The organism is Bacillus sp. OV322 (assembly GCF_900112495.1).
GTDB lineage: Bacteria > Bacillota > Bacilli > Bacillales > DSM-1321 > Peribacillus.
In genome coordinates, this window is the sequence record NZ_FOMA01000006.1 from 237,822 (window position 1) to 263,458 (window position 25,637).

The 25,637-nt window shown below is 41.9% G+C and carries 21 protein-coding genes; 16 read left to right on the forward strand and 5 right to left on the reverse strand.

Annotated elements, in window-relative coordinates; translation table 11 throughout:
- Positions 1 to 159 precede the first annotated feature (159 nt).
- The 3 genes from BM126_RS16420 (at position 160) to BM126_RS16430 (ending at position 3,977) form a co-directional block, all read left to right on the forward strand.
- Entirely contained in the window at positions 160 to 1,599 is a 1,440-nt protein-coding gene (locus BM126_RS16420) for a GntP family permease (protein WP_090990515.1), read from the forward strand.
- Positions 1,600 to 1,723: 124 nt separating this feature from the next.
- On the forward strand, positions 1,724 to 2,443 hold the full coding sequence (locus BM126_RS16425) for a 3-hydroxybutyrate dehydrogenase (protein WP_371261468.1): 720 nt from the start codon (positions 1,724 to 1,726) through the stop codon (positions 2,441 to 2,443).
- A 121-nt stretch (positions 2,444 to 2,564) separates the two neighbouring features.
- The gene (locus BM126_RS16430) at positions 2,565 to 3,977 is read left to right on the forward strand and encodes a sigma-54 interaction domain-containing protein (protein WP_090990517.1); all 1,413 of its coding nucleotides are present in this window, start codon (positions 2,565 to 2,567) and stop codon (positions 3,975 to 3,977) included.
- A gap of 71 nt (positions 3,978 to 4,048) precedes the next feature.
- Here BM126_RS16430 and BM126_RS16435 read toward each other — a convergent pair whose 3' ends face one another.
- A complete protein-coding gene (locus tag BM126_RS16435) occupies positions 4,049 to 4,765 on the reverse strand; it encodes a 3-ketoacyl-ACP reductase (RefSeq protein WP_090990518.1) in 717 nt (238 codons plus the stop codon).
- Between the two features lie 52 nt (positions 4,766 to 4,817).
- On the reverse strand, positions 4,818 to 5,450 hold the full coding sequence (gene hxlA / locus BM126_RS16440; protein WP_090990519.1) for a 3-hexulose-6-phosphate synthase: 633 nt from the start codon (positions 5,448 to 5,450) through the stop codon (positions 4,818 to 4,820).
- Between the two features lie 312 nt (positions 5,451 to 5,762).
- Between hxlA and BM126_RS16445 the strand changes: the two genes are divergently transcribed.
- From BM126_RS16445 to BM126_RS16485, 8 genes are all read left to right on the forward strand, one after another.
- Positions 5,763 to 6,788: an NADH:flavin oxidoreductase/NADH oxidase gene (locus tag BM126_RS16445; protein ID WP_090990520.1), complete on the forward strand. Its 1,026-nt coding sequence runs from the start codon at positions 5,763 to 5,765 to the stop codon at positions 6,786 to 6,788.
- 275 nt (positions 6,789 to 7,063) lie between these two features.
- Positions 7,064 to 8,404, forward strand: coding sequence for an Nramp family divalent metal transporter (locus BM126_RS16455; RefSeq protein WP_090990522.1), 1,341 nt, complete (start codon positions 7,064 to 7,066; stop codon positions 8,402 to 8,404).
- A gap of 830 nt (positions 8,405 to 9,234) precedes the next feature.
- Positions 9,235 to 12,204 carry a formate dehydrogenase subunit alpha gene (gene fdhF, locus BM126_RS16460; RefSeq protein ID WP_090990523.1) on the forward strand — a complete coding sequence of 990 codons (2,970 nt, stop codon included), beginning with the start codon at positions 9,235 to 9,237 and terminating at the stop codon, positions 12,202 to 12,204.
- A complete protein-coding gene (locus BM126_RS16465; RefSeq protein WP_090990524.1) occupies positions 12,197 to 12,742 on the forward strand; it encodes a helical membrane plugin domain-containing protein in 546 nt (181 codons plus the stop codon). The genes fdhF and BM126_RS16465 overlap by 8 nt, the downstream gene beginning before the upstream one ends.
- Positions 12,743 to 12,913: 171 nt before the next feature.
- On the forward strand, positions 12,914 to 13,672 hold the full coding sequence (locus BM126_RS16470) for a Cof-type HAD-IIB family hydrolase (RefSeq protein ID WP_090990525.1): 759 nt from the start codon (positions 12,914 to 12,916) through the stop codon (positions 13,670 to 13,672).
- A 275-nt stretch (positions 13,673 to 13,947) separates the two neighbouring features.
- Positions 13,948 to 14,349 (forward strand): thiol-disulfide oxidoreductase DCC family protein, encoded by a 402-nt coding sequence (locus BM126_RS16475; protein ID WP_090990526.1) that lies wholly within the window; start codon positions 13,948 to 13,950, stop codon positions 14,347 to 14,349.
- Positions 14,350 to 15,011: 662 nt separating this feature from the next.
- Entirely contained in the window at positions 15,012 to 16,016 is a 1,005-nt protein-coding gene (locus BM126_RS16480; protein WP_256213153.1) for an NAD(P)H-dependent flavin oxidoreductase, read from the forward strand.
- Between the two features lie 39 nt (positions 16,017 to 16,055).
- Positions 16,056 to 16,790, forward strand: coding sequence for an MBL fold metallo-hydrolase (locus tag BM126_RS16485; RefSeq protein WP_090990528.1), 735 nt, complete (start codon positions 16,056 to 16,058; stop codon positions 16,788 to 16,790).
- Positions 16,791 to 16,844: 54 nt separating this feature from the next.
- On the opposite strand, the gene BM126_RS16490 is transcribed toward BM126_RS16485, so the two are convergent.
- Positions 16,845 to 17,042, reverse strand: a complete 198-nt coding sequence (locus BM126_RS16490) for a hypothetical protein (protein WP_090990529.1) — start codon at positions 17,040 to 17,042, stop codon at positions 16,845 to 16,847.
- A 521-nt stretch (positions 17,043 to 17,563) separates the two neighbouring features.
- On the opposite strand from BM126_RS16490, the gene BM126_RS16495 reads away from it, so the two are divergent.
- From BM126_RS16495 to BM126_RS16505, 3 genes are all read left to right on the forward strand, one after another.
- On the forward strand, positions 17,564 to 18,640 hold the full coding sequence (locus BM126_RS16495; RefSeq protein ID WP_090990530.1) for an XdhC family protein: 1,077 nt from the start codon (positions 17,564 to 17,566) through the stop codon (positions 18,638 to 18,640).
- A gap of 13 nt (positions 18,641 to 18,653) precedes the next feature.
- Positions 18,654 to 19,406, forward strand: a complete 753-nt coding sequence (locus BM126_RS16500; protein ID WP_090990531.1) for a nucleotidyltransferase family protein — start codon at positions 18,654 to 18,656, stop codon at positions 19,404 to 19,406.
- Between the two features lie 331 nt (positions 19,407 to 19,737).
- Positions 19,738 to 20,487 (forward strand): SDR family NAD(P)-dependent oxidoreductase, encoded by a 750-nt coding sequence (locus tag BM126_RS16505; protein ID WP_256213162.1) that lies wholly within the window; start codon positions 19,738 to 19,740, stop codon positions 20,485 to 20,487.
- 207 nt (positions 20,488 to 20,694) lie between these two features.
- Here the strand turns inward: BM126_RS16505 and BM126_RS16510 are convergent, their stop codons facing one another.
- Positions 20,695 to 20,904 (reverse strand): hypothetical protein, encoded by a 210-nt coding sequence (locus tag BM126_RS16510; protein ID WP_090990533.1) that lies wholly within the window; start codon positions 20,902 to 20,904, stop codon positions 20,695 to 20,697.
- Positions 20,905 to 21,067: 163 nt separating this feature from the next.
- Complete coding sequence (locus BM126_RS16515) at positions 21,068 to 22,030, reverse strand: bile acid:sodium symporter family protein (RefSeq protein ID WP_090990534.1); 963 nt, start codon at positions 22,028 to 22,030, stop codon at positions 21,068 to 21,070.
- 201 nt (positions 22,031 to 22,231) lie between these two features.
- On the opposite strand from BM126_RS16515, the gene BM126_RS16520 reads away from it, so the two are divergent.
- Together BM126_RS16520 and BM126_RS16525 are read left to right on the forward strand one after the other, a co-directional pair.
- Positions 22,232 to 22,804: a TetR/AcrR family transcriptional regulator gene (locus BM126_RS16520; protein ID WP_090990535.1), complete on the forward strand. Its 573-nt coding sequence runs from the start codon at positions 22,232 to 22,234 to the stop codon at positions 22,802 to 22,804.
- A gap of 108 nt (positions 22,805 to 22,912) precedes the next feature.
- Positions 22,913 to 25,306, forward strand: coding sequence for a YhgE/Pip domain-containing protein (locus tag BM126_RS16525; RefSeq protein ID WP_090990536.1), 2,394 nt, complete (start codon positions 22,913 to 22,915; stop codon positions 25,304 to 25,306).
- Positions 25,307 to 25,637: the final 331 nt, after the last annotated feature.

Here is a 25,637-nt window from a genome sequence, read left to right on the forward strand (position 1 = left end):
GCCGGGCCCCAACGCCAATAAGCGAATCTCATGATTAAATCAATATTCTGCTTTAACAAAGCCTGACATGAAATGGAGGGAGGACAGGGAAATAGCCTATGCAATTTTATCATATTTTATGAAAACGCTTTCTATAAAAATTGAAGAAGGAGGAACTATATGGAGTTAGTTGTCATTCTTTTAGCATTAGCTTTGCTTATGTTTGTAGCTTACAGAGGGTTTTCGGTCATTCTTTTTGCGCCGATTTGTGCGCTATTTGCAGTTTTACTGACGAATCCTGATTATGTCCTTCCGTTTTTTTCTAATGTGTTCATGGAGAAAATGGTCGGATTCATTAAGCTTTATTTTCCTGTATTCCTGCTCGGTGCCATCTTCGGAAAAGTTGTAGAAATGTCTGGCATTGCCGAAACAATTGCTAAGACTATCATTAAATTGGTGGGAGCTAAGCGCGCTATACTGGCCATTGTCCTCCTTGGCGCCATCTTAACCTACAGCGGAGTCAGCTTGTTTGTTGTTGTGTTTGCTGTATATCCTTTTGCCGCAAATTTATTCAGGGAAGCTAATATTCCGAAGCGGCTGATTCCTGGAACCATTGCTTTAGGCGCATTCACTTTCACGATGGATGCTCTTCCTGGTACACCGCAGATTCAGAATGTCATTCCAACTGCTTTCTTTAAAACAGACATTTATGCGGCACCTATCCTCGGAACAGCAGGAGGCGTTTTTATTTTAATTGTCGGCCTGTTTTACCTGGAATACAGGAAGAAAAAGGCTCAGAAAGCTGGAGAAGGCTATTATGGATTTGATTCCTCAGCTGCTGCAGCCGAAGCACAAAAAGAAGTCTTAAATGAGCCGGATCATGTTCTATCTCCAGGTACACTGCCTGCCGGAAGGCAAATACTTGCTTTTGTTCCGCTCGTACTTGTAGGAGTGATGAATAAAGTTTTCACTATATACATTCCAAAATGGTATCCGCAAGGCTTCGATTTCACCAAAATTAATCTGCCATTATTCGGTAAAGTAGAGACATCAGCTGTTGCTGCAGTGTGGTCCGTAGAGCTGGCACTTGCTATCGGGATTGTAGGGGCCATTTTGTATGATTGGAAAAAAATCAGAGCGAATTTCCAGAGCGGTTTAAACATGAGTATCAGCGGTGCCCTGCTTGCGGTCATGAATACAGGAGCTGAATATGGGTTTGGAGGAGTGATTTCTTCTCTGCCAGGCTTCGGGGCAGTCAGCAAAGGGATATCAGAAACGTTTACCAATCCTTTAGTGAATGGTGCTGTTACGACGACAGCATTAGCGGGCGTAACCGGTTCTGCTTCTGGCGGTATGGGAATCGCACTTAGTGCAATGTCTGAAAAGTATATTGCCGCAATGGCTAAATACGGAATTCCTCCAGAAGTGATGCATAGAGTTATTGCTATGGCATCAGGGGGAATGGATACACTGCCTCATAACGGTGCTGTCATAACATTGCTTGCTGTTACAGGTCTGACTCACAGGCAATCCTATAAAGATATATTTGCGATTACCATTTTAAAAACAGTGACCGTGTTTTTGATTATTGGTCTTTACAGCTTGACTGGAATCATGTAATTCCACAAATACATTCGCCCGCTGCAGAAAATGGCAGGGGAGCAAAGGCGGAGGCATAAAGGTGAATTCTTTAAAAAACAAAGTGGCATTTATAACGGGAGCAGGAAGCGGTATAGGGCTGGCAATGGCACAGGCCTTTGCCAAAGAAGGGGCAAGTGTCATACTAGCGGATTTAAATGAGGAGGCAAGCATGCAGGCTTCTTTGGACCTTCAGGAAAAGGGACATGAAACAATGGCACTTACCTGCAATGTGGCCAATGAAAATGATATAAAGGAAGGAATTCGATCAGCGATTGACAGATTCGGAAGACTGGATATTTTGATTAACAACGCTGGCTTACAGCATGTTTCACCAATCGAGGAATTTCCCACTGAGACTTTTGAAAAACTGATAAGCGTCATGCTTACGGCTCCTTTTATGGCAATCAAGCATGCTTTCCCCATCATGAAGGAGCAGAAGTTTGGAAGGATCCTCAATATGGCTTCGATCAATGGATTGGTCGGTTTTGCCGGAAAAGCTGCATATAATAGCGCGAAACATGGTGTAATCGGATTAACAAAGGTTGCAGCCCTAGAAGGGGCAGGCCATGGAATAACTGTCAACGCAATTTGCCCGGGTTATGTGGATACCCCTCTTGTCCGCAATCAATTGAAGGATTTGGCATCAACAAGAAATGTGGATGCCGGTAAAGTGCTTGAAGAAGTGATTTTTCCATTAGTGCCTCAAAAAAGATTGATAGAAGTATCTGAAATTGCAGATTATGCCATTTTTTTAGCAAGTGATAAAGCAAGGGGAATCACTGGGCAGGCAGCGGTTTTGGATGGAGGATATACCGTTCAATAGTTATCCTGCTGTAAACTGTTTAAAATTATTTGAATTTTTTGATATTAACAAAGGCATGGCTCCATATTTTGTTATAATGAATACACTTATATCATTTTATGGATAAAGGATGAAGTTTATCATGAAGGTTGGCATTGAAATACTTCCGGCAGAATGGATCAGAGAAGTCGTCCATTTAGTGGCGGAAAGGCTAGTAGTAGTAGACCGGACTGGATACATTCGGTATATGGACAGTGCCTATTGTGAATTTCTCGGAATATGCGAGGAGGATGCAATAGGACGCCATGTCCAGGAAGTTATAGAAAACTCGAGGATGCACATCGTAGCTAAAACGGGAATTGCGGAATTATCAGCGGTACAGGCGATTAAAGGGAGTGAAATGATTGCCAACCGTTATCCCCTGGTAGTTGATGATGAACTTGTAGGCTCGGTCGGTACCGTTATGTTCAGAAATCCACAGGAGTGGCTGGATTACTCAAGGAAGATTCAGCCACTATTGGAAGAGCTGCATTATTACAAAAACAGGCTGGAAAAAGAACTGCAAAGCAAATATTCGTTCAAGGACCTGATTGGATCAAACCTTCAATTCATTGAAGCGAAAAAACTTGCTGAAAAAGGGTCCTGCAGCAGCTCGTCCATCTTGATTCTCGGTGAATCTGGCACTGGGAAGGAGCTGTTTGCACACGCCATCCACCAGAACAGTAGCAGATCAAGGTACCCATTCATTCGGATGAACTGTGCATCAATTCCAGAGCATCTTTTGGAATCAGAGCTATTCGGATATGAAGAGGGAGCTTTTACAGGTGCAAAAAAAGGCGGCAAAAAAGGGAAGTTCGAGCAGGGGCATTTAGGAACTGTTTTTCTTGATGAAATCGGCGATATGCCACTGCCAATGCAAAGCAAGCTTTTAAGGGTATTGCAGGAAAAAGAAATCGAGAGGCTGGGCGGGAATGTTCCGAAAACAGTAGATGTCCGAATTATTGCGGCTACCCACCGCGATCTTGAAAAGATGGTAGAAAACGGTGAATTCAGGAAAGATCTTTATTACAGGCTGAATGTATTGAAAGTGGAGATCCCTCCTTTAAGGGAGAGGAGGGAGGATATCTGGAAGATTGGAGATATTCTACTGAAAAAACTCCAAAAAAATTTTGGCCGGCCAGATATTTCTGTCTCAGCAGAAGTAATTACTTTGCTTGAAAACCACAGCTGGCCAGGAAATATCAGGGAATTGGAAAATGTGCTTGAAAGAGCAATCAACATTTTGGATGGGCAGGAAATTCGCCATGAGCATTTGCCATTATATCTTCAGGATCCAGAACTGTACGTAATGGACAGCGGGCAGTATTCATCAGCCATGCCATTACTCCAGGATGTGTTGCCGCTTAAAGAAACAGTTGCTGCAGCAGAAAAAAAAGCTATCATGCATGCCTTGAAGCTTGCAGGGGGCAATAAACTCAAAGCCAGCAAACTGCTGAAAATCGGCAAAACCAGTTTGTATGATAAATGCAGGAGTTACGGTATCCTGGAGGATTAAATAAAAACGGCTATTCATTTGAATAGCCGTTTTGGGTTTGACCAAGCTCTTTTTAAAATTATTTCTTGTGCTTAAGGATTTGTAGACCACATACCTGCAGTTTTTACAAATACACGGGGATTGAGTTTCAACTGTGACACAATGAATTCAGCAAGATCTTCAGGCTGCATGACTTTTTCAGGGTTTCCGTCTGTCAGGTTTGTTTCGATGGCAAGATCAGTTGCTACTGTGCTTGGAGTAAGGGCACTGACACGTATATTATGTTTCCTGACCTCAAGCATAAGCGACTCAGTCAGTCCTAATACAGCAAATTTCGATGCACTATAGGCACTTGTCACTGGTGCTCCTTTTTGGCCGGCAGATGAAGAAATATTTATAATATCTCCTGATTTTTGTTCAATTAAGCCGGGCAGTATTGCTCTGGTAACGTTGTAAACACCCATTACATTAACTTGAATGATGCGTTCCCATTCTTCAGCTGATAATTCAAGGAATCCGCCGAATTTTGCAATTCCGGCATTATTAATCAGGATATCAATGGAGCCGATATCATTTTTGATATGTTCCACAGCGGAAGTAACCGACACAAGATCAGTAACATCTGCTGCAGCGGCAGAATATTCAACCCCATACTGCTCAAGCTCTGCTGCAGTATTTTCAAGATTGCTCATTGTCGTGCCAATCATGCCGATATTAACACCTTCTTTTGCAAGGGCAATAGCAGCCGCACGCCCGATTCCCCGTCCTGCTCCAGTGATTAATGCTGTTTTTCCTTTTAATGAAGCCATATTGACACTCCTGCCTTTTTTATATTTGAAGCTGCCTCTGCAGCCATTGTACTTAGGCCTTCTTTACTAATTCCTGCATTTTTGCTGCAGCAGCTTTTTTGTCATCCTGTCCAGTGATTCCGCCGCCAACAATGACAAGATCAGGCTGTGCATTGAGAACCTCAGGAAGCGTTTCTAATTTAATTCCTCCTGCAACAGCTGTTTTAGCATTCTTGACAACACGTTTGATAGCCATTAGATCTTTGAAAGAGTTCTGTCCGACTGCCTGAAGGTCGTAGCCTGTATGAACACAAATATAATCTGCACCAAGTTCATCAAGCTCTTTCGCACGCGCTTCTATATCTTTTACGGCGATCATATCAACAAGGATTTTTTTTCCTTGTTTTTTTGCTTCTGCCACTGCGCCCTTGATTGATTCGTTTTCCGCTGCACCAAGAATTGTGATGATATCAGCTCCTGCTTCAGATGCTTTCATAACCTCATATCCGGCAGCATCCATGATCTTTAAGTCAGCCAAAACCTTCAATGAAGGAAAAGCTTCTTTAATTTCCTTTACTGCCCTTAATCCTTCGTTGATTACAACAGGCGTACCGATTTCAACGATATCTATATGTTCTTCTACCTCTTTTATTAATTGTTTTGCTTCCTCAATATTTACTAAGTCTAATGCTAATTGAAGTTCCATTTATAACACTCCTCTAATTTGTTTTGTAAAATCTTTCTGCGGAATAGATGTAAGTGTAACGCGTGATACTTCTCTTGGGAAGTACGCACTTTTATTTTACATAGTGCTAAAAAGTATACTGTCTGAAGCAGGGAAGAATTATCAGTAGTATTGTTTGCAGACTGCGGCAAAAATAGCTGTGGAAAGAAAAAATTTATAGTGATAATTTTGGATGCCAAGCCGTTTTGTTTGACTGCAGTGTTTCTTAGAGGTAAAAATGTGAACATCCCATGCAATAAAACGGGAATATGAGCAGAGGAAGGAAAGATGTAGATGACAACTTTATTAGACACATTTAATTTAAAGGATTTACAATTGAAAAACCGGATTGTAATGCCTCCTATGTGCCAGTATTCTGTAACAGAGAAAGACGGAAAACCTAATGATTGGCATTTCTCCCATTATACTAGCCGTGCAATCGGGGGAGCAGGCCTTATTATCATGGAAATGACAGATGTAGAGCCTGATGGCAGAATTACTGATTTCGATCTTGGCTTATGGTCTGACGAACAAATACCGGCTTTTAAAAAAATTATTCAATCTTGCCAAAGTTACGGAGCGAAGGTTGGTATCCAGATTGCACATGCAGGACGTAAAGCAGAAGATGCCCAGCAGCCAGTTTCTTCTTCCGCGATCCAATTTTCTGACCAGTATAAAGTGCCCCGCGAATTAAGTACAAAAGAAGTAAAAGAAATGGTGGAAAAGTTCGAAGCTTCTTTCAGCCGTGCTGTTAAAGCAGGAGTGGACGTTATTGAAATCCATGCGGCACATGGTTATTTGATTCAGCAATTCCAGTCACCACGGACAAATATAAGAGAAGATATATATGGCCAGGACAGAGGCCTTTTTGGCGAGGAAATCGTTAAAGCTGCACGGCGTGCTATGCCTGAAAACATGCCGCTCATTATGCGACTATCCGCAATTGAATATGCAGAAGATGGATATGATTTGGAATATAGCATAAAACTCGCTGAACGCTATAAAGAAGCAGGAGTGGATATCTTCCACGTTTCTTCTGGCGGAGAAAGCACTACTGGGCCAGCATCTGCGGGCCCTGCCTATCAGCTCGACCTGGCTGATGAAATCCGTAAGCAGCTGCAGGTCCCTGTTATTGCAGTCGGCAGAATGGAAGGCTTTGAAGTCAGCAATGAGGCAATAAAAGAAAACAAAGCAGATCTAGTTGCAGTGGGAAGGGGAATGCTCCGTAATCCATACTGGGCCAATGAAGCATCATTAGCACTTGGCGGAGATGCGCTGACTCCTAAGCAATATCTTGCAGCCTACAGTATCAGAGATTAATTCTGCCGAAGTCCATTAAAACAGAAAGCTGCAAAAAACAATATGCCTTACAGATTTCTGATTTAAAAAAATAAGAATGTACACCGGGCTGCCAAAAATGGCGGCCTGGTGTTTTTTTATGAATATTTTTTCCTCCCAATAGTTTTGCTTGTAGGAAACATTTTTAGATTGTAGAATATAAATAAGCAAAGGCAAAAATTTTTAACTAAAATGTTTCCTCAATGCAAAATTTGTTTATAAGAGAAACTTAATTCAGGGGATGGAGTGAATGAAGAATGAACAGTACAGGAAGGATTGAAGAAAAAGCCTGGAAAAAAGAAAACAGCCGGGCCAGCCTTGAAGAAGTTCATAAAACGATACCCATAAAAAAAACAGGCAGTTTTTTCAGGAAATTGCTTGGATTTATCGGACCTGGTTACCTGGTTGCAGTGGGATATATGGATCCCGGGAATTGGGCTACGTCCATTGCAGGAGGATCAGCATATGGATATTCCCTGCTTTCAGTCATTTTAATTTCTAATTTAATGGCTATCCTCCTGCAGGCGCTTTCTGCTAAATTGGGGATAGTATCCGGCAGGGATTTGGCACAGGCGTGCAGGGACCATTTCAGCAAGCCGGTTTCCTTTGTTTTATGGCTTTTATGCGAACTTGCCATAGCTGCCTGTGATCTGGCAGAAGTAATAGGGGCTGCCATAGCTTTAAATTTGCTGTTTGGTATTCCGCTCGTGTACGGTGTGTGCATTACGGCCTTTGATATCCTGCTGATTCTGCTTCTCCAGAATAAAGGATTCAGATATATGGAGGCCTTTGTTATATCCCTAATCGTCACTATAGCCGTTTGTTTTGGCATTGAATTATTTTTATCAAAGCCTGATATGGGCGGTGTTTTAACAGGCTTTGTGCCAAGTTCGGAAATCGTATCAAACCCGGCTATGCTATATATTGCTCTTGGAATTCTTGGAGCTACTGTTATGCCCCACAATCTGTACCTACATTCATCTATTGTCCAGACAAGGAATTTTGATAATACAAAGGAAGGAAAGAGGTCTGCCATCAGGTTTGCAACAATAGATTCCACTATTGCCCTCATGCTTGCACTATTTGTAAATGCTAGCATCCTCATACTATCAGCTGCGGCCTTTCACAGTACAGGGCATCATGATGTAGCCGAAATACAGGATGCTTATCATTTATTGGATTCATTGCTTGGAACAGGGATTGCGGCCATATTATTTGGGGTGGCGCTGCTCGCTTCCGGCCAGAATTCCACTTTGACAGGCACACTTGCCGGCCAGATTGTGATGGAGGGCTTTCTCAATATTAAATTAAAGCCATGGCTGCGCCGTTTAATCACCAGGATGATCGCGATTATCCCGGCCGTCATTGTAACTTTGATTTCAGGTGAAAAAGGAACAGGGCAGCTTTTAATTTTAAGCCAGGTTATCTTATCACTTCAGCTATCCTTTGCTGTCATTCCTCTTGTTATGTTTACCAGTGATAAAAATAAAATGGGCGAGTTCGTCAATAAACCCTGGATCAAATGGCTGGCCTGGTTTACGGCTGCTATAATCGCTATCTTGAATGTTTATCTGCTTTGGGGAACATTCTTTTTATAAGGCTGTTTTCGTAAACATTGCTGCTATGGAACAAGTGGTTGATTTCCGCTCCAGGATGCTCGCTTTCCGTGGGGCGGGCGGTGAGCCTCCTCGGCTTTGCCTGCGGGGTCTCACCTTCCCGCTAATCCCACAGGAGTCTCGCACCTTACACTCCAATCAACCCGGTTTAACAACGGGATCACTTCACAGAACTTATTAAAAACAACAATCTTTAAGAAAAGAGCCTTTTATAAAGTGGCGAAAATCCCTATTATTGTGCAGCCTATGAAAACAGCCTATAAAGTCCATCCAGTCTTTATAGGCTGTTTTCGTAAACTTTGCTGCTATGGAACATGGGAGTTGAATTCCGCTCCAGGTTGCCCGCTTTCCGTGGGGCGGCGCCAAATTTTGCATCTTACTCGCCAATTAATCTTCCTAAACAATGGAATCGCCTCACAGAGCAAAAACAGCAGAATTTAAGAAAAGTGCTTAAATAAAAAAAGCTGTACTTATTCAATATTTTGAATAAGTACAGCTTTTTTTGTTCACGGTTCTCTCTTTATTAAGTATCCTGTTGTCTCACCATAACCTGCTGTGCACAATAATGATATGAATTTAATGGCATAATCCTAAAAATATAGGTCAGTCCTCCCGAGACTATATTGATATTTTAAATAGCATCAGAAATTGGAACAAACGGCATGTAAGGCCTGTGGCTCAATTCGGCTTCAGCGTCCTGCGGCGGAAACGCGGCCTGATGCATTTTATCACTTAAGGAAGTTTAGCTGATTCAGCGGAAGGGTAATTAAAAGTGACTAAAAGTTATAGTGTAATAGAAAGGGGAGGTTAATGTGCAGGAAAGCTTTCGCATAACGGTAAATGGAGTCGAAATGGAAACAGATAGGGAGAAGAGTGTACTAGAAGTTCTCTTGAACAGTTCAGTCGAAGTGCCGCATGTTTGCTATCACCCCAGCTTAGGGCCAATTGAAACATGTGATACGTGTATAGTAAAAGTGAACGGCGAGCTTGTAAGATCTTGTTCTTCACATATAAATGATGGAGATATAATTGATACCAATGCTCCGGATGTTAAAGAAGCCCGGATCATCGCCATGGATAAGATTCTTTATAACCATGAGCTGTATTGTACGGTTTGTGATTATAACAATGGAGGATGTGAAATACATAACACCGTTAAGGAGATGAAAGTTAACCATCAAAGTATTCCTTTTGATCATAAACCATATGTTGAAGACAATTCCAATCCATTTTACCGCTATGATCCGGACCAGTGCATTCTTTGCGGCCGCTGTGTAGAAGCATGCCAGGATGTTCAGGTGACTGAGACTCTATCCATTGACTGGGAACTTGAACGGCCTCGTGTCATTTGGGATAAAAATGTTCCTATCAATGAATCTTCTTGTGTTTCTTGCGGACATTGTTCGACGGTGTGCCCATGCAATGCGATGCTTGAAAAAGGCATGGTAGGTGAAGCGGGCTATCTGACCAATATTGCTAAACAAACCCTTCGGCCCATGATTGAAGTGACTAAGGGTGTTGAAACTGGCTACGGTTCCATTCTTGCCATTTCAGATATGGAATCAGCTATGAGGGAAGAACGCATCAAAAAAACAAAGACTGTCTGCACATTCTGCGGAGTAGGCTGCAGCTTTGATATTTGGACAAAAGACAGGAAGATCCTGAAAGTTGAACCACATGCAGAAGCACCGGCCAATGGAATTTCCACCTGTGTGAAAGGAAAATTCGGCTGGGATTTCGTCAATAGTGAAGAACGCCTTACAAAGCCGCTTATCCGGGAAGGAGATTCTTTCAGGGAAGCAGAATGGGATGAAGCTCTGACATTGATTGCAGGCAAGTTCACTGAAATCAAAACACAGCATGGTCCTGATTCTCTCGCATTTATTACTTCTTCAAAGTGCACTAATGAAGAGTCTTATTTAATGCAAAAACTGGCAAGGGCTGTAATAGGCACAAACAATGTGGATAATTGCTCAAGGTACTGCCAAAGCCCTGCTACCAAGGGATTGATGAGGACTGTAGGCTACGGAGGGGATTCAGGATCCATTACGGATATTCAGAATTCTGAGCTTGTCATCATAATTGGCTCCAATACTTCAGAAGCCCATCCTGTGCTTTCCACAAGAGTGAAAAGCTCGCATAAATTACGAAACCAAAAACTGATCGTAGCAGATATCAGAAAGCACGAAATGGCAGAGCGTTCAGATTTATTCTTCCAGCCTCGGGCAGGATCTGATCTTGTCTGGCTGTCGGCTGTAACGAAGTATATCCTTGACCAAGGCTGGGCAGATCAGGAATTCCTCGATAAAAAAGTAAACGGCCTGGAGAAATATATAGAAAGCATCCAGGGCTTTACACTGGAATACGCCGCACGTGAAACTGGTTTGTCACAGGAAGTGCTGATTCAAATTGCCGAAATGATTCATGAAGCAAAGTCCTCATGTATTCTTTGGGCTATGGGGGTTACCCAGCATGTTGGAGGCAGTGATACCAGTACAGCCATTTCGAACCTGCTGCTGATCACTGGAAACTATGCACGTCCGCATACAGGTTCTTATCCGCTGCGCGGCCATAATAATGTGCAGGGTGCAAGTGACTTTGGATCAATGCCGGACGCGCTGCCAGGATATCAGCTGGTAACAGATGACGCTGTGCGTGCTAAATTTGAAAAAGGATGGGGCGTAAATCTCCCTGCGAAACCAGGGATGAACAACCACGAAATGATTGAAGCCATCCATTCAGGCAAATTAAAGGCTATGTATGTTAAAGGAGAAGAAATGGGATTGGTTGATTCCAACATCAATCATGTCCATGCAGCATACCAGGAGCTTGATTTCTTCGTAGTACAGGATATGTTCCTGTCACGTACAGCGGAATATGCGGATGTTGTTCTCCCGGCAAGTCCAAGCCTTGAAAAAGAAGGAACATTTACCAATACAGAACGCAGGATCCAACGTCTTTACGAGGTATTGGAGCCGCTTGGCGATTCGAAGCCGGACTGGAAGATTATCATGGAAGTCGCCAATCGCCTTGGTGCAGGATGGAACTATGATCATCCTGCTGATATTATGGCAGAAGCAGCCATGCTTTCTCCAATCTATTCAGGTGTGGCATATGAAAGATTAGAAGGATATAAGAGTCTTCAGTGGCCAGTTGCTGCAGATGGAACAGATACTCCTGTTCTATTTTTGGATAAATTCCCGTTTGATGATGGGAAGGCCCGCCTATTCCCTGTAGAATGGACTAAACCTGTAGAGTTCGGTGAAGAGTATGATATTCATGTCAACAACGGACGCCTTCTCGAACATTTCCATGAAGGCAATATGACTTACAAATCCAAAGGGATTTCTTCAAAAACGCCAAGTGTATTCCTCGAAATTTCTCCTGAGCTTGCGGAGGAAAGAGGAATAAAGGATGGAACACTTGTCAGATTGACCTCTCCTTATGGAAATGCGAAGGTAAAGTGCCTAATCACCGACAGGGTAAAAGGAAAAGAAGTATATCTTCCTATGAATGACTCTGGAGATGCGGCCATTAATCTGCTGACAAGCAGCCATGCCGATAAAGATACAGATACACCTGCTTATAAAGAAACCTCAGCCAAAATGGAGATTTTGAAAGTAGAAGGAGTCAATCCATTGCCTAGAGTAAATCATAGAAATGGAAATCCTCAGCCGCAAATCGGTGTCCAGGTTCAGAAAAAATGGGCAAGGAAGGATTATACATTCCCGGGTGATGCTGTGAAGCGGCACAGAAAAGAGGAGGTTGGGCATAATGGCTAAAGCAATCAGGAATATTGAAAGAATTAAAATTTCAGAAGAGGATAAGCGGAAAAGAGACCTCGAGGAAATAGAACACGCACTTCTGAAAAATAAGGATGCCATTTTAGAGTCTTTGCAGGTTATGGAATATATGCAAAGCCGCGGGGTATTAGCCATGATGAACGGCTTGCTTGGCCAAAGCGATAAGGTGCTTGATATTCTTGTAAAAACAGCTGACAGGCCTGAAACAACCAATATGCTGAAAAATCTCCTGCTTATGGTCGGAACACTGGGTGTACTTGATGTTAAGCAATTGGAGCCAGTCATTTTAAAAGTGAATTCAGGGATTGCGAGAGTGGCTGAAGCGAAGGACACAGAAGAAAAAACAAGCTATTTTGATCTGGTGCGTTCCCTGAAGGATCCGGAAATCAACCGGGCACTTACTTTCATGCTTACCTTCTTAAAAGGAATGGGGCAGGATACAAAGGAACAGGAAAGAAATACGATGGAGCCTCATCATCAGGAACATGAAAAAAGAAAGAACCGGGATTTAAGATAATGAAGTAGGAGGAGGTACTTCCTCCTTCTTTTTTGATTAGCTTAAAACTATGCAGCAATTTGAAAGAAATCATTTTTTGCATCATAAATACAACCAGATCCATTTTTGCTGCAAAATGCGTTACATTTTTGTAAGAGTAAGGTAGTAAAGTGATGAAAGGCAGGTACATGCATGAATCAGGAATTATCCTATAAAGAAATAAAGTTAATTGCTTTAGATATGGACGGAACACTGCTTAATGAAAATAATGAGGTTTCCGAAGAAAACCGGAAGGCGATTAAAGCAGCGGAAGCCAAGGGAGTTAAAGTAATTTTAAGTACAGGAAGATCATATCCCCGCTGCAGTGAATATGCAAAGGCTTTAGAACTTTCATCTTATCTGATAACGGTAAACGGCGGCGAAATTTTTGACAGCTCGGGTAAACTCATCGAGAGGACATCCGTAAATACAGACCTTGTGCAATGGATGTGGGATTTAAGTCAAAAGCATAAAACACATTATTGGGCGGTAAGCTCAGACCAAGTATATCGTGCAAATATGCCAGAAAATATCCATGATTCAGAGTGGATTAAATTTGGCTTTGATATCGATGATGACGCAGTAAGGGAAGAAATTCTGCAAGAGCTCAGAAACGATGGCACATTGGAAATCAGCAACTCCAGTCCGACAAATATTGAAGTAAATGCATTGGGTGTCAATAAAGCTGTAGCGATAGAAAAAGTGTGCAGCTTTATGGGACTAACGATGGAAAATGTCATGGCTTGCGGAGACAGCTTGAATGACATTGCGATGATTAAAGAAGCAGGCATTGGCGTTGCCATGGGAAATGCACAGAAAACAGTCAAAGATACGGCTGATTGGGTGACTGCTACCAACCGGGAAGACGGTGTGGCTAAAGCCATTCATAAATGGGTGCTTGACGTAAAATAATGAGAAGGTTTTTGAAGATTGTTATTTTTATTGTGATCTGCGGGAGATTCCATTGTTAAAAGGGCAGGGTGTAGTGTGCGAGTCTTCTGCGTGATTAGTGGGACAGTTGAGAAAGCCTGAAGGAGACTCACCGCCCGCCCTCGGTAATAACCGTCTTGATATTGCCAGCTAATAATGAGGTGGATGCTAACAGCATTCGCTTTTATAAAACAAAGCATTCTAATATCATTCAAAGGTGAAATAAGTCGGCAGGTAATGACTAAGGGGGGAACATGATGACAAAGGATGAGTATGATGTGATTTTGTTTGACGGGGTCTGCAATTTCTGCAATGGGGCCGTGAACTTCATCATAAGGCACGATTCCCGCTCACGGTTTAAATTTGCCTCTCTGCAGTCTCACTACGGGGAACAGCTTTTAGATCAGCATCCACATCTGAAAAAAGTGGACTCTATAATCCTCCTCCGGGGAGGAAAAACGTATACACATAGTTCAGCTGCATTAAGAATTGCCGGTAAAATGGATGGAATCATTAAAGCGGCTGCTCTTCTATTCATCGTACCGAGACATTTTCGCGATTACTTTTATAACATTCTGGCCAAAAACCGATATAAATGGTTCGGCAAAAGAGAGACATGCCGCATTCCAACCAAAGAGGAAAGAACCCGTTTTTTATAAACTACCATAAAGGTTCTTCCTCGCCGGAAAGGCTGAGACTGATGGCCGCCCATAGCCCCGCACTCAAAAAAGACAGCATAAGGGAAGAGATATGAATCAGCATGGAAATCAAAAATTAATAATGGAAAATCCAATATTAATGGAGCGATAAATAAAGCAGACAACTTTTTTCGTGATTTCAGGGAAATATACTGAAAATGCCCGCATGATAAACATGCTTTTTTTTATTTGCTCATTTCTTAAAGATAGTTGTTTTTTAATATGTTTTGTGCAGCGATCCTATTGTTAAACCGGGTTGATTGGAGTATAAGGTGCGAGACCCCTGCGGGATTAGCGGGAAGGTGAGACCCCGCAAGCATTGCTTGTGAGGCTCACCGCCCGCCCCGCGGAAAGCGAGCATCCTGGAGCGTAAATCAACAACCTTGTTCCATAGCAACAAAGTTTATGAAAATAGCCAAGAAAATAGAAAAGTGTAAGCCTGCCATACGGTCCAGGTTTTTTTGCAGTGAGTGCAAACTGTTATCCTATCAGCACCTGTATTATATTTCATATTTTCATTGAGAGTTTGCTAGCTAAAGAAAAACTTGAACTATTACTAGTGGAAACGTATGATGAAATAGATATATTTTATCTGAAAATTTAATAAAATGGAGGCGTTTACTTTGAGAAAAAGTATCCCGGAATCATGGTGGAATGAATTGGAATTGCCTGTCATCTCTGCACCCATGTTTTTAATATCAGGGCCAGAGCTTGTTAAAGCATGCTGCCTGAATGGTGTGATTGGCTCTTTTCCTGCTCCGAATGCAAGGCCAATCGAGGTGCTGGATCAATGGATGGGGGAAATCAGCAGTGCTTTGGATGAGGCTAAACAAAATGATCCACAAAGGAAAATAGCTCCATGGGCCATGAACATGGTAGTTCACAGTACATATAGCCGCCTGGAAGAAGAGCTTGAATTAGTGAAGAAGCATAAACCGCCTTTGGTCATTACATCATTGGGTTCGCCAAAAGCTGTAGTTGACATCGTCCATAGCTATGGCGGTACCGTATTTTCAGATGTCAGCTCAGTGCTGTTTGCAAAGAAAGCAGCAGAAGCAGGGGTTGATGGACTGATTGCTGTGGCATCTGGAGCAGGAGGGCATGCCGGGGACATTAACAGCTTTGCTTTTGTCGACAGTATCCGGACCTTTTGGGATGGAATCATTATTCTTGCCGGATCAATTACAACCGGCCGCAGCATATTGGCGGCACAGGCCGCTGGAGCTGATCTGGCGTATATGGGTACCCGTTTTATTGTTGCGAAAGAGAGCATGGCAGCAATGGAGTACCGCGAGATGCTTGTTGAAGCGTCCCAGGAGGATATTATTCTTACAAATGCATTCTCAGGAGTTAATTGCAATATGCTTAAACCTAGTATCAGCAAAGCTGGAATTGATCCGGAAACACTCGTGAAGAAGGATAAAGTGGAATTTGACAGCATGCAAAAAGAAACTAATTCAAAAGCCTGGAAAGATATCTGGTCTGCAGGCCATGGTGTAGGAGCTATTAAAAAAATAGATAGTGCAGCTGGCATCATTTCCGAGCTTAAACAGGAATATCAGGAAAGCTTAAAGAAATTGAATGAGCAGGCTGGAAGGCTGCAGTCTTTGACACTGACTGATATGTAAGCGTTTTACAAGGATGTTCAAAGCGAATGGAGGGATATCATGGAAGCGGGAAAAAGAATTGAAATCATTGAATTGACTGTGAAAAGCAGCGAAAATACATTTACATTTAATCCGGTTTTATTGATAGATGAAGAATCTGTACTGCTAATAGATGCAGGCATGCCATTTCAATCAGAAGAAATCCTTCAGGCATTTGAAAAAGAGGGAATCCCTTTTTCTAAGCTTAAAACCATTATATTCACACATCAGGATCTAGATCATATCGGCGGCGCACCATCCATTTTAAATAAAGGTGATGGAAGCATTCAAGTATTTGCCCACGCTTTGGATAAGCCTTATATTGAAGGTGATAAAACGCTTATTAAGGCAGATTTGAGCAAAATCTCTGATGAGAAAAAGCGTTCAATGCCTAAGCAGATGATATCCTTATATGAAAATCTGCCAAAAGTGAAGATTGATAAAACGGTTGAAGATAGAGAAACACTTGATTTTTTTGGAGGCATAGAAGTCATTCATACACCTGGACATACGCCGGGACACATTTCTTTGTATCTGGAGAAAACAAAAACTTTGATTGCAGGAGATGCAATGGTCATCCTTGATGGTGTGTTAAGAGGACCGATTGAACAAAACACTCCGAATATGAAAGAAGCTATTGGGTCTCTGGAAAAAATGTTGGATTATGATATTGAACAGGTCATCTGCTATCATGGAGGCTTATTCCGGGGCAGTCCGCATGAAACAATCAAGAAATTGCTTGAACAAAATAAATAAAAAAAGCAGAAGCACATCCTACTGGGGAGTGCTTCTGCTTTTTGCTGAAGCTCCTTATTCCTGAATCTCCCTATCGCGATTTATCTCAGATGTGATGCGGCCTTCTGCTCCAGGTGCCTGATCTGTTTCAGAACGGTTGTTGTAGCTTTCATCATTCATTCCCCGCTCTTGATGCTCATTTGTTCCATCCCCGCTATAGGATTTATGCTTTTGCTGGATTTTGTTGAATTTGCTGAAATCTTGATTAACCATGGTCATTCTCCTTTATATATAAAGTCAAAAATAGTCTGTTCGATTTTTGCCCTCATTATTCTGTACCGGAAAACCGCTGATCCTTTATTTATGGCTCTTATCTTAAGGCTGTTTTCGTAAACTTTGTTGCTACCTGAACAAGGGGTTGATTTCCGCTCCAGGATGCTCGCTTTCCGTGGGACAGGCGTTGAGCCTCCTTCAGCTTCGCTTGCGGGGTCTCACCTTCCCGATAATCCCAGAGGAGTCTCGCACCTTACACTCCAATCAACCCGGTTTAACAACGGTATCGCTTCACAGACATATTAAAAAACAATAATCTTTAAGAAAAGAACCTTTCATAAAGAATGTTGTTTCTAATGAGTTCTTCGGAGCGCTCTCATTTTCAAATCACTCGCCTTGTTCCATATCAACAAAGTTTTCGAAGCATTTATATAAAAATCACGTCTGGCATTTTCCTTGCTTCCATCATCATATTTATAAAGTGAAACCATTAGTTGATAAAAACAAGAGGGTGAAATTAATTGGCAGCTATTCTGAAGGAGCTTAGAAGATGCAGGGAGTTGGGAATCAGAGGTGTTCTAGGGACAATTATTTCAACAGAAGGTTCATCCTATCAAAAAGCGGGTGCAAAGTGTTTTTTTTCGGAAGATGGATTTGTTACAGGACAGCTGAGCGGCGGCTGCCTTGAAGAAGATATAAAGACGCACCTGAAAAAAATCATGGACAATGGAACACCACAGTTAATGGAGTATGACTTTCGGGATCCTGAGGATATTCTTTGGGGACTTGGTTCTGGCTGTCAGGGAAAGATGAAGATTCTTCTTGAAGCCTTCTGCCCGGAAAATAAAAAAGAAGCCAATTTGATGTTCCGGAACTTTGAAGCCGGTGAAAAAAAAGAAATGCACCTTATTACCATTCTGCATTGTGATGATAAATCCCAGATAGGGGTAAAGTGGCTTTTGGACCCCTGCAGCAATGAATTGCCTGTAACATTGCCAAAAGAAATAGCAGCAGATTATTTGATTCGGAGGAATAGCAGGAAAAACGGCATTTCGCAGATAATGGATGAATGGAACACACAAATTTTTTTTGAAATATTGGAACCTCCGCCACAGTTAGTCATTTTTGGTGCAGGACCTGATGCGATACCTTTATCAGAGTTGGCTAAAATCCTTAACTGGAAGGTGATTCTGCTGGATTTCCGCCCAGCTTACGCTGCAGGTGAAAAATTTCCCTTCGCAGATGAAATAATTGTTTATCCAACAGGGGAAGTTCCGGAAGTTGGCGGCAATAAAAATACATTTACTGTGGTGATGACTCATCATTTTCATCAGGATCAAAAAATCCTTGAGAAAATAATGAGTTTCAATCACCGCTATGTGGGAGTCCTTGGTCCTAAAAAAAGAACAAAGAAATTAATCATGACAAGTGAGCAGCTCCGCCATGATCCTAAAAGCCGGGCAATCTGCAGTCCAATCGGCCTGGATATCGGTTCAAAGTCTCCTGAAGAAATCGCTTTAAGCATTTTAGCGGAAATTTTAATGGTATACAGGGGAGGAAGCGGATCAAGGCTATATGAAGTGGGGCGGATTACATGAAGGATGAAAGGGGGTGAATGCTATCGAACAATTAAAAAGCACAGTATGGGGGATAATTTTAGCTGCCGGAAGTTCAAAAAGAATGGGGTCTCCAAAGCTCCTTCTTCCATATCAAAATAAACCAATCCTCAGGCACGTTTTAGATAACAGCAGAAAATCGGCATTAATGGGAAGAACCATTGTAGTAAATCCCTATATACCAGGATTAATGGAGGCAGCTTCACTCCCGGATATTGAAAAAGTCATCCATAATTTTAATACCTCTGAGGGGCTATCTTCCTCAATTAAAGCTGGATTAAGTACTATTCCTAAAGAGGCGGAGGGTGCGCTGTTTTTGCTTGCTGACCAGCCTTTGCTCACTTGCTGTGATATTAATCGGGTTATTGGCCGCTTCTATAGAGACAAGACCCGTCCATTAATTGTCCAGGCAAGCTATCACAATCAAAAGGGGCATCCTGTGCTTTTTCATAGGTCATTATTTTTAGAGTTTAACAGCCTTACAGGAGAAAGGGGAGGGAAGGTGATCCTCCAGAATTATAAAAACCAGGTTGTATATGCGGATATGGGCAAAAGTATTGAGCCTGATATTGATACAGTGAGTGACTATGAAAACCTTGCCATATATGATAAAGATGATGAGCGTTTGGTCCGCGTATGTCAAAGATCTCCTTTCTTTGATAACTGGAATGATTGGGAATGCACGGGTATTGAAAATTGGAAGGAATCAGTGCAGGGATGGCTAGATGGTTTAAGTGGAGGAATGTGACCCCCTCAAAGTCCATTTTAATGATGTGGGAATCAAAGGATTGATGAACAGGTTCACGTCAGGGCTGGAAAAAATTTATTGATTCGCGGCGCATTATTCATGAGTATTCCTCTCTGCCAGTTAGTGCCGAAACAATTCAGGAAATGTTTGATAGTTTAAAGCTATAGGAGAGCGGTCCACTGGATGGACGGCTTTTTTGCTGAGCACATCTATTGCTTCCTGAAAGCAAACGTAAGAAAATAGGTATAAGTTTCTTATAAATAACAAACTTAAAGGTAGATGCAGTATTGGAAGGAGAGGAAGAGTTATTCAACTTTTATCTGGCAAACATATTGTTGTAACTGGAGGATCGAGCGGTCTAGGTTATTCCATGGCAGAATCGCTGCTTGAAGAAGGAGCATCTGTGGCCATCGGATCGCGTCCTGGAGAAAAACTAGACAAGGCCGTGCAGCAGCTTTCTGAGAAGGGGTATGATGTGTACAAGCTGCCGATGGACGTGCGTTCGGAAGAATCAGTACAGGCAGCGGTCGATTGGGTCCGCGAGACATGGGGCGATCTGGATGTGCTTGTGAATAATGCAGGAATCGGAATGCGGACTGTGAATGCTAAGTTTCTGACAGAGCCTCAGCCTTTTTATGAAGTGAGCCCTGACTCATTCCGTAATTTGGTTGATACAAATCTAACCGGTTATTTTCTTGCTGCCCGGGGGTTTGTTTCTTTAATGCTGAAAAAAGGAAAAGGAAAAATCATTAATATTTCAATGAACCATGAGACGATGAAGCGGAAAGGCTTCGTGCCATATGGCCCCTCACGTGCAGCTACTGAGTCATTGTCGTACATAATGGCTGAAGACCTCAAGGAGCATGGAATTACCGTAAACATGCTTTTGCCGGGAGGAGCTACATTAACGGGCATGATACCTGATGAAGCAAGAAAAGCCTTTGAAGGAAGCGGTAGCCTGCTGGAACCCGAGGTGATGAGGGATGGAATTGTTTTTCTCGCATCTGAAAAAAGTGATGGGATCACAGGAGAACGGATTATTGCTGCTGAATTTGATCAGTGGCTGAAGGAAAAGAGATAAAAGTAATGGGAACAAATATCATTATATTATTTCTCTTATCGAGCAAAGAGATCCAGTCTGGGAAAGTTAAAAACAGACGTAATTGATGCCTGCTATCTCTGCGGGCTGTACTAAATTTCGTTTATAGAGAATGTCTTTTGTTTTACCAGATAAAGGGGAATATTAAAAAAGCGATCATCTCCATGATGGAGGATGATCGCTTTCTTTTTAGAGCTTTTCCATGTCTTCAATAATTTCGTCAATGGTCAGGGAAACATCGTTTGTGCGCCGGGCAATTGAAATACTGAACTCCAAAAGTTCTTTATATTTTTCTATTGAAATGGATTGATTGGTTTTTTCGAATTCATTCAGCTGAAGGCCAATATTTTGAAGGTGGATTAAAACTTCTTCCATTGAACCGCTATCGAAATCAATCATCATGATTCCCCCAATTCTTGTATGTCTATTACATATTTTATCGGATAAATCCTAAAATATGTAATATGGAAATGATTTCTTTGGGCTGTGTTTTTTTCCAGGGAATGTTTGCGGCAGTCTATGCATAGAGAATATCACATATTAAATTCAAAAGAAACCATTCTTAGCTTGCTATTTTTTTTGCATGTTCCCCGCTTTTTCCGTCTTTCATCCTGCTGAATATGTAGGCAAGGACTGAGCCGGAGATGTTGTGCCAAACACTGAAAATGGCACTTGGAACAGCGGCGAGCGGCGAGAAATTTGCAGAAGCGATTGCGACTCCCAAGCCGGAGTTCTGCATTCCGACCTCCATGGCGACTGCCTTTTGTTTCGCCAAATCCATGCCGCATAAACGCGAGAAAAAGAAGCCGAGAACAAATCCCAGAGTATTGTGAAGCACGACAACAGCAAAAATCAGCCAGCCAGTTTTGGCAATCTGCTCCTGGCTCCCTGCCACAACAGCAGAGACGATAAGAACGATGCTGATTACAGAAACGAGCGGCATGGCCTTTTGGCCGCCTTTTGCTCCTTTGGCAAAAAACTTTTTAATAATAAACCCGAGTACCAATGGAATAATAACAACTTGTACAATAGATAAAAATAAAGAACCAACGCTTATGTCAACCCACTTGCTTGCAAAAAGCAAAATAAGAAGAGGGGTTATAATGGGTGCAAGCAGAGTTGAAACTGAAGCAATGGATACAGCAAGAGCGACATTTCCTTTTGCAAGGAAAACCATAACATTGGAAGAAGTGCCGCTAGGACAGCATCCAACCAAAATTACACCGACAGCGACCTCTGATGGAAGATTTAAACCTGCCGAAAGACCAAAAGCCAGTAATGGCATGATGATAAAATGGCCGGCTACACCAAGCGCTACTTCCTTCGGCCTTCTGAAAACTTCCTTAAAATCTTCCGCCGAAAGCGAAAGACCCATACCGAACATAACAAGGCCGAGCAAAGGAACTACATAGGCACCAATGCCTTTGAAATTCCCTGGATATAAATAAGCTAATATCGCTGCCAATAAGACCCATAAGGTGAATGTTTTACCTGCAAAGTTCCCTATTTTTTCAATTGTCTGCATGTTGTGCCTCCCAAATATGTGAAATAAAAATAATTGTACTACATTATCAGAATTTTACAAATATATTTTTATTCCTGCTGAAATTTTGAAATATAATCGGGGAAATGGGTATATTACATTGTTAACTTTATATGAATGTGATACTATGAGGTCAGACAAAATGACCATAATCATCATTTGGTCAAAAAGGAGGCAGAACATTTGGCCGTGAATCGAAAAAGGCAGATTACGGATGCTGCCGCAAAATCGTTTTCTATGTTCGGCTATAAAGCTACAACAATGGATCAGGTAGCAAAGCTTGCGAATGTAGGGAAAGGGACGATTTATACCTTTTTTAAAAATAAAGAAGAGCTGTTTGACGATATTGTTCACAGCATGGTGAAAGAAATGATCCAGGAAGCGGAAAGCGCCATTATCCCTGATGCCCCTTTTTCTGAAAATGTACACCGGCTGCTGAGGAGGCTGCTTGATTTCCGTACCGAGCATGTTTTAATGATTAAGCTTCTGCAGGAAGAAAAAAAAATAGGTACACCAACGGTTCACGGAATGCTGAATCATATTGAAGACGAAATCATCGGCTATTTGAAAACAAAAATTGAGACGGCAATTGCGAAGGGGCATATCGTGCAGTGCGACCCTGAAATTGCTTCGTTTATCTTACTGAAAACTTATGTATCTCTTGTTTCCGACTGGGAAAGAAATCATCCGCAGCTTTCTTCAGAGCAAATTACGGAATTGATGGAGTTCTACCTAATGAAAGGATTATCAAAATAGATGATCCTTTCATTCTTGTTTAAAAATGACTGATTGAAGAATTCAGTCATATAGTGTTAATCTCGATTAATATGTACATGGAGCAACAGGTGCTTTAAGGAGGAAATTATGAATATATTTAAATCGGTTAAAGGAGAATATAGGAACATCTATAAAACCCCGAAACTGCTCATTGCTGTTATCGCTATTTTATTTATCCCATTTTTATATGGAGGAACTTTCTTATGGGCCTTTTGGAATCCTTATGGAAATGTCGATAAGCTTCCTGTGGCTATTGTTAACCTTGATAAGGGAGCGGACTATAATAACAAAAAATTAACAGTGGGTAAGGATCTGGCAGAAAAGTTAAAAGAAAAGAAAACTTTTGATTTTCATTTTATCACTGAAAAAGAAGCCAATCGCGGCTTACAGAACCAAAAGTACTATATGAAGATTGAAATTCCTGAGGATTTCTCTAAAAATGCAACAACCCTGCAGGATGATCAGCCAAAAAGCCTGAATTTAATATATACACCAAATGAAGGTGAAAACTACCTATCTACAAAAATAGGCGATTCTGCCATTGAAAAAATTAAAAATGAAGTATCCGCAGCTGTTACGAAAACATATGCAGAAAGTATGTTTGATAATCTTAAGGATGTTGCAGGCGGTTTGGATAAAGCAAGCAAGGGTGCAGGAAAACTGAATAACGGCCTTTCAGATGCCAAAAAAGGGGCCGGTAATCTGCATGAGGGTATAGGGACAGCAAAAACCGGTGCTGATCAATTAAACAGCGGCGCGGGTTCCGTTCATTCCGGTGCTGCAGAAATCCGGAAAAATCTTGAAACATTAGCTCAAAAATCAGTCACCTTTTCAAATGGAATTCAATCAGCAGCGGAAGGATCCAATCAGCTGACTAAGGGTTTGGAGCAATTCAGCACAGGTATCGGCAAAATGAAGGAAGGCCAATCCCGCCTTCTTGAAGGTGCACAAAAATCAGAGGCAGGTACAAAAGCATTATCTAATGGCCTCGATCAATCTTTGATTGGCATTGGAGCCATTCAGGAAAAGCTGCCTCAATTCACTCAAGGTGCAAGTTCACTTGCAGATGGAGCCAATACGTTAGCTTCGTCGCTGAATCAACTTCAGTACGGTGCCTCCCAGACTAAACAAGGGTCAGCTGCTGTAAACGATAACTTGGAGAAAGTTATCAGCAATGTTGACACAATGAAAAACGCAGCGGCAGATCCAGCCCAAAAAGCTTCATTGGAGAAGCTTGAGCAAACTTTAAATGCTATACTTCAAGGAAGCCAGGGTGTGGAAACCGGCATCGGCAAGATTTCTGATGGAGCCGGCACAATCGCTGAGAAAGGAAAGGCCTTTAATACAGGTGCAGCCAGCCTTCAAGAAGGACAGAAAGCACTGAGCAGCGGGTTTGATCAGCTTGCAGGCGGGCAGGAAAAACTTTCCGAAGGAGCTAAAAATCTTGAGTCAGGCCAGGGTCAGCTTGTTGCAGGTTTAACGGAGTTTGGAAATAAAATTGGAACTGCCCAATCAAGTGCCGATAAGCTATTAACTGGCAGCTCCAATCTTTCAGCAGGCCTTAATCAGCTTGCAGGGGGCTCCGTTCAATTGAAAGATGGAACATCCAAGCTATCAGAAGGATCTAAGCAGCTTGAAGCCGGCACTTCAAAGCTGTCGAGCGGTTCATCCAGCCTGGTAAATGGCATAGATAAATTATCGAATGGTTCAAGCGACCTGGAGAAGGGCGTCGGGAAGCTTGAAAATGGATCTAAGGATCTTAAAAATCAGCTTAAAAATGGTGCCGATGATGCTGGAAGCGTCAAGGCAAATAATAAAGTATATGATATGTTTGCACAGCCTGTCAAAGTGGATGAACAAAAAGTGAATCCTGTCAAAAACTACGGAACAGGTTTTACTCCATACTTCTTATCATTGAGCTTGTTCGTCGGTGCACTGATGTTTTCGGTCATTTTCCCGATGAGAAAGCCGGCAGTCAGCCCAAATAGCGGAGCAAGCTGGTTCTTCGGAAAAGTCGGAGTGATTTTTACTGTCGGCATATTACAGGCTCTTCTTGTAGATGCAGCTTTAATCTTGATGCTTGGGTTAGAAGTGAAAAGTCTCGGATATTTTATCATGTTAAGCGTGTTTGCAAGCTGGACATTTTTGTCCATGGTATTCTTCCTTGTGGCAGCCTTTGATAATCCAGGGCGTTTTATTGCCATTCTTATACTCATTCTTCAGCTGACAAGCTCAGCAGGCACTTATCCGATAGAATTAGTGCCGGGCATACTGCAGCATGCTAATGCATTTTTGCCAATGACGTATAGTATTGCAGGCTTTAGAGCCATTGTGGCTTCAGGCGATTATGCCTTTATGTGGCATAACATCGGCAGTCTGTCCATTTTCCTTGTGGTTGCATTAGCGGCAGCTTTTGCTTATTTTCAGCTTTCTTTTAGAAAAAGCGGAAAAATTCATACCGGCCGTGAAGCTGCAGAATAATTGAATAAAAACAGTGTCCCAGAATGAGGGCACTGTTTTTTTATGCTTTAAAAAGACATTTTTAAATGCATAATGGTCATTATTTGGCTCAAGTAAAGAGGAAACAGAAGGCGGGATTAGAAAAAAATCTTTTACCCAAAACAGCACCATAGAAACACAAATATGCAAAAAAAAAATAGGGAGATATCGACAGCGATTTGCCAATCTGGACATCTTTGTCCTTGGAGAATGAATAGAAAATGAGGTTTCCTAAAGAATTACGCAGGGATTGTAATTCATCGTCGATATTTGTTTATATTATTGCGGTACTATCTCAGTTACTATAAAGAAA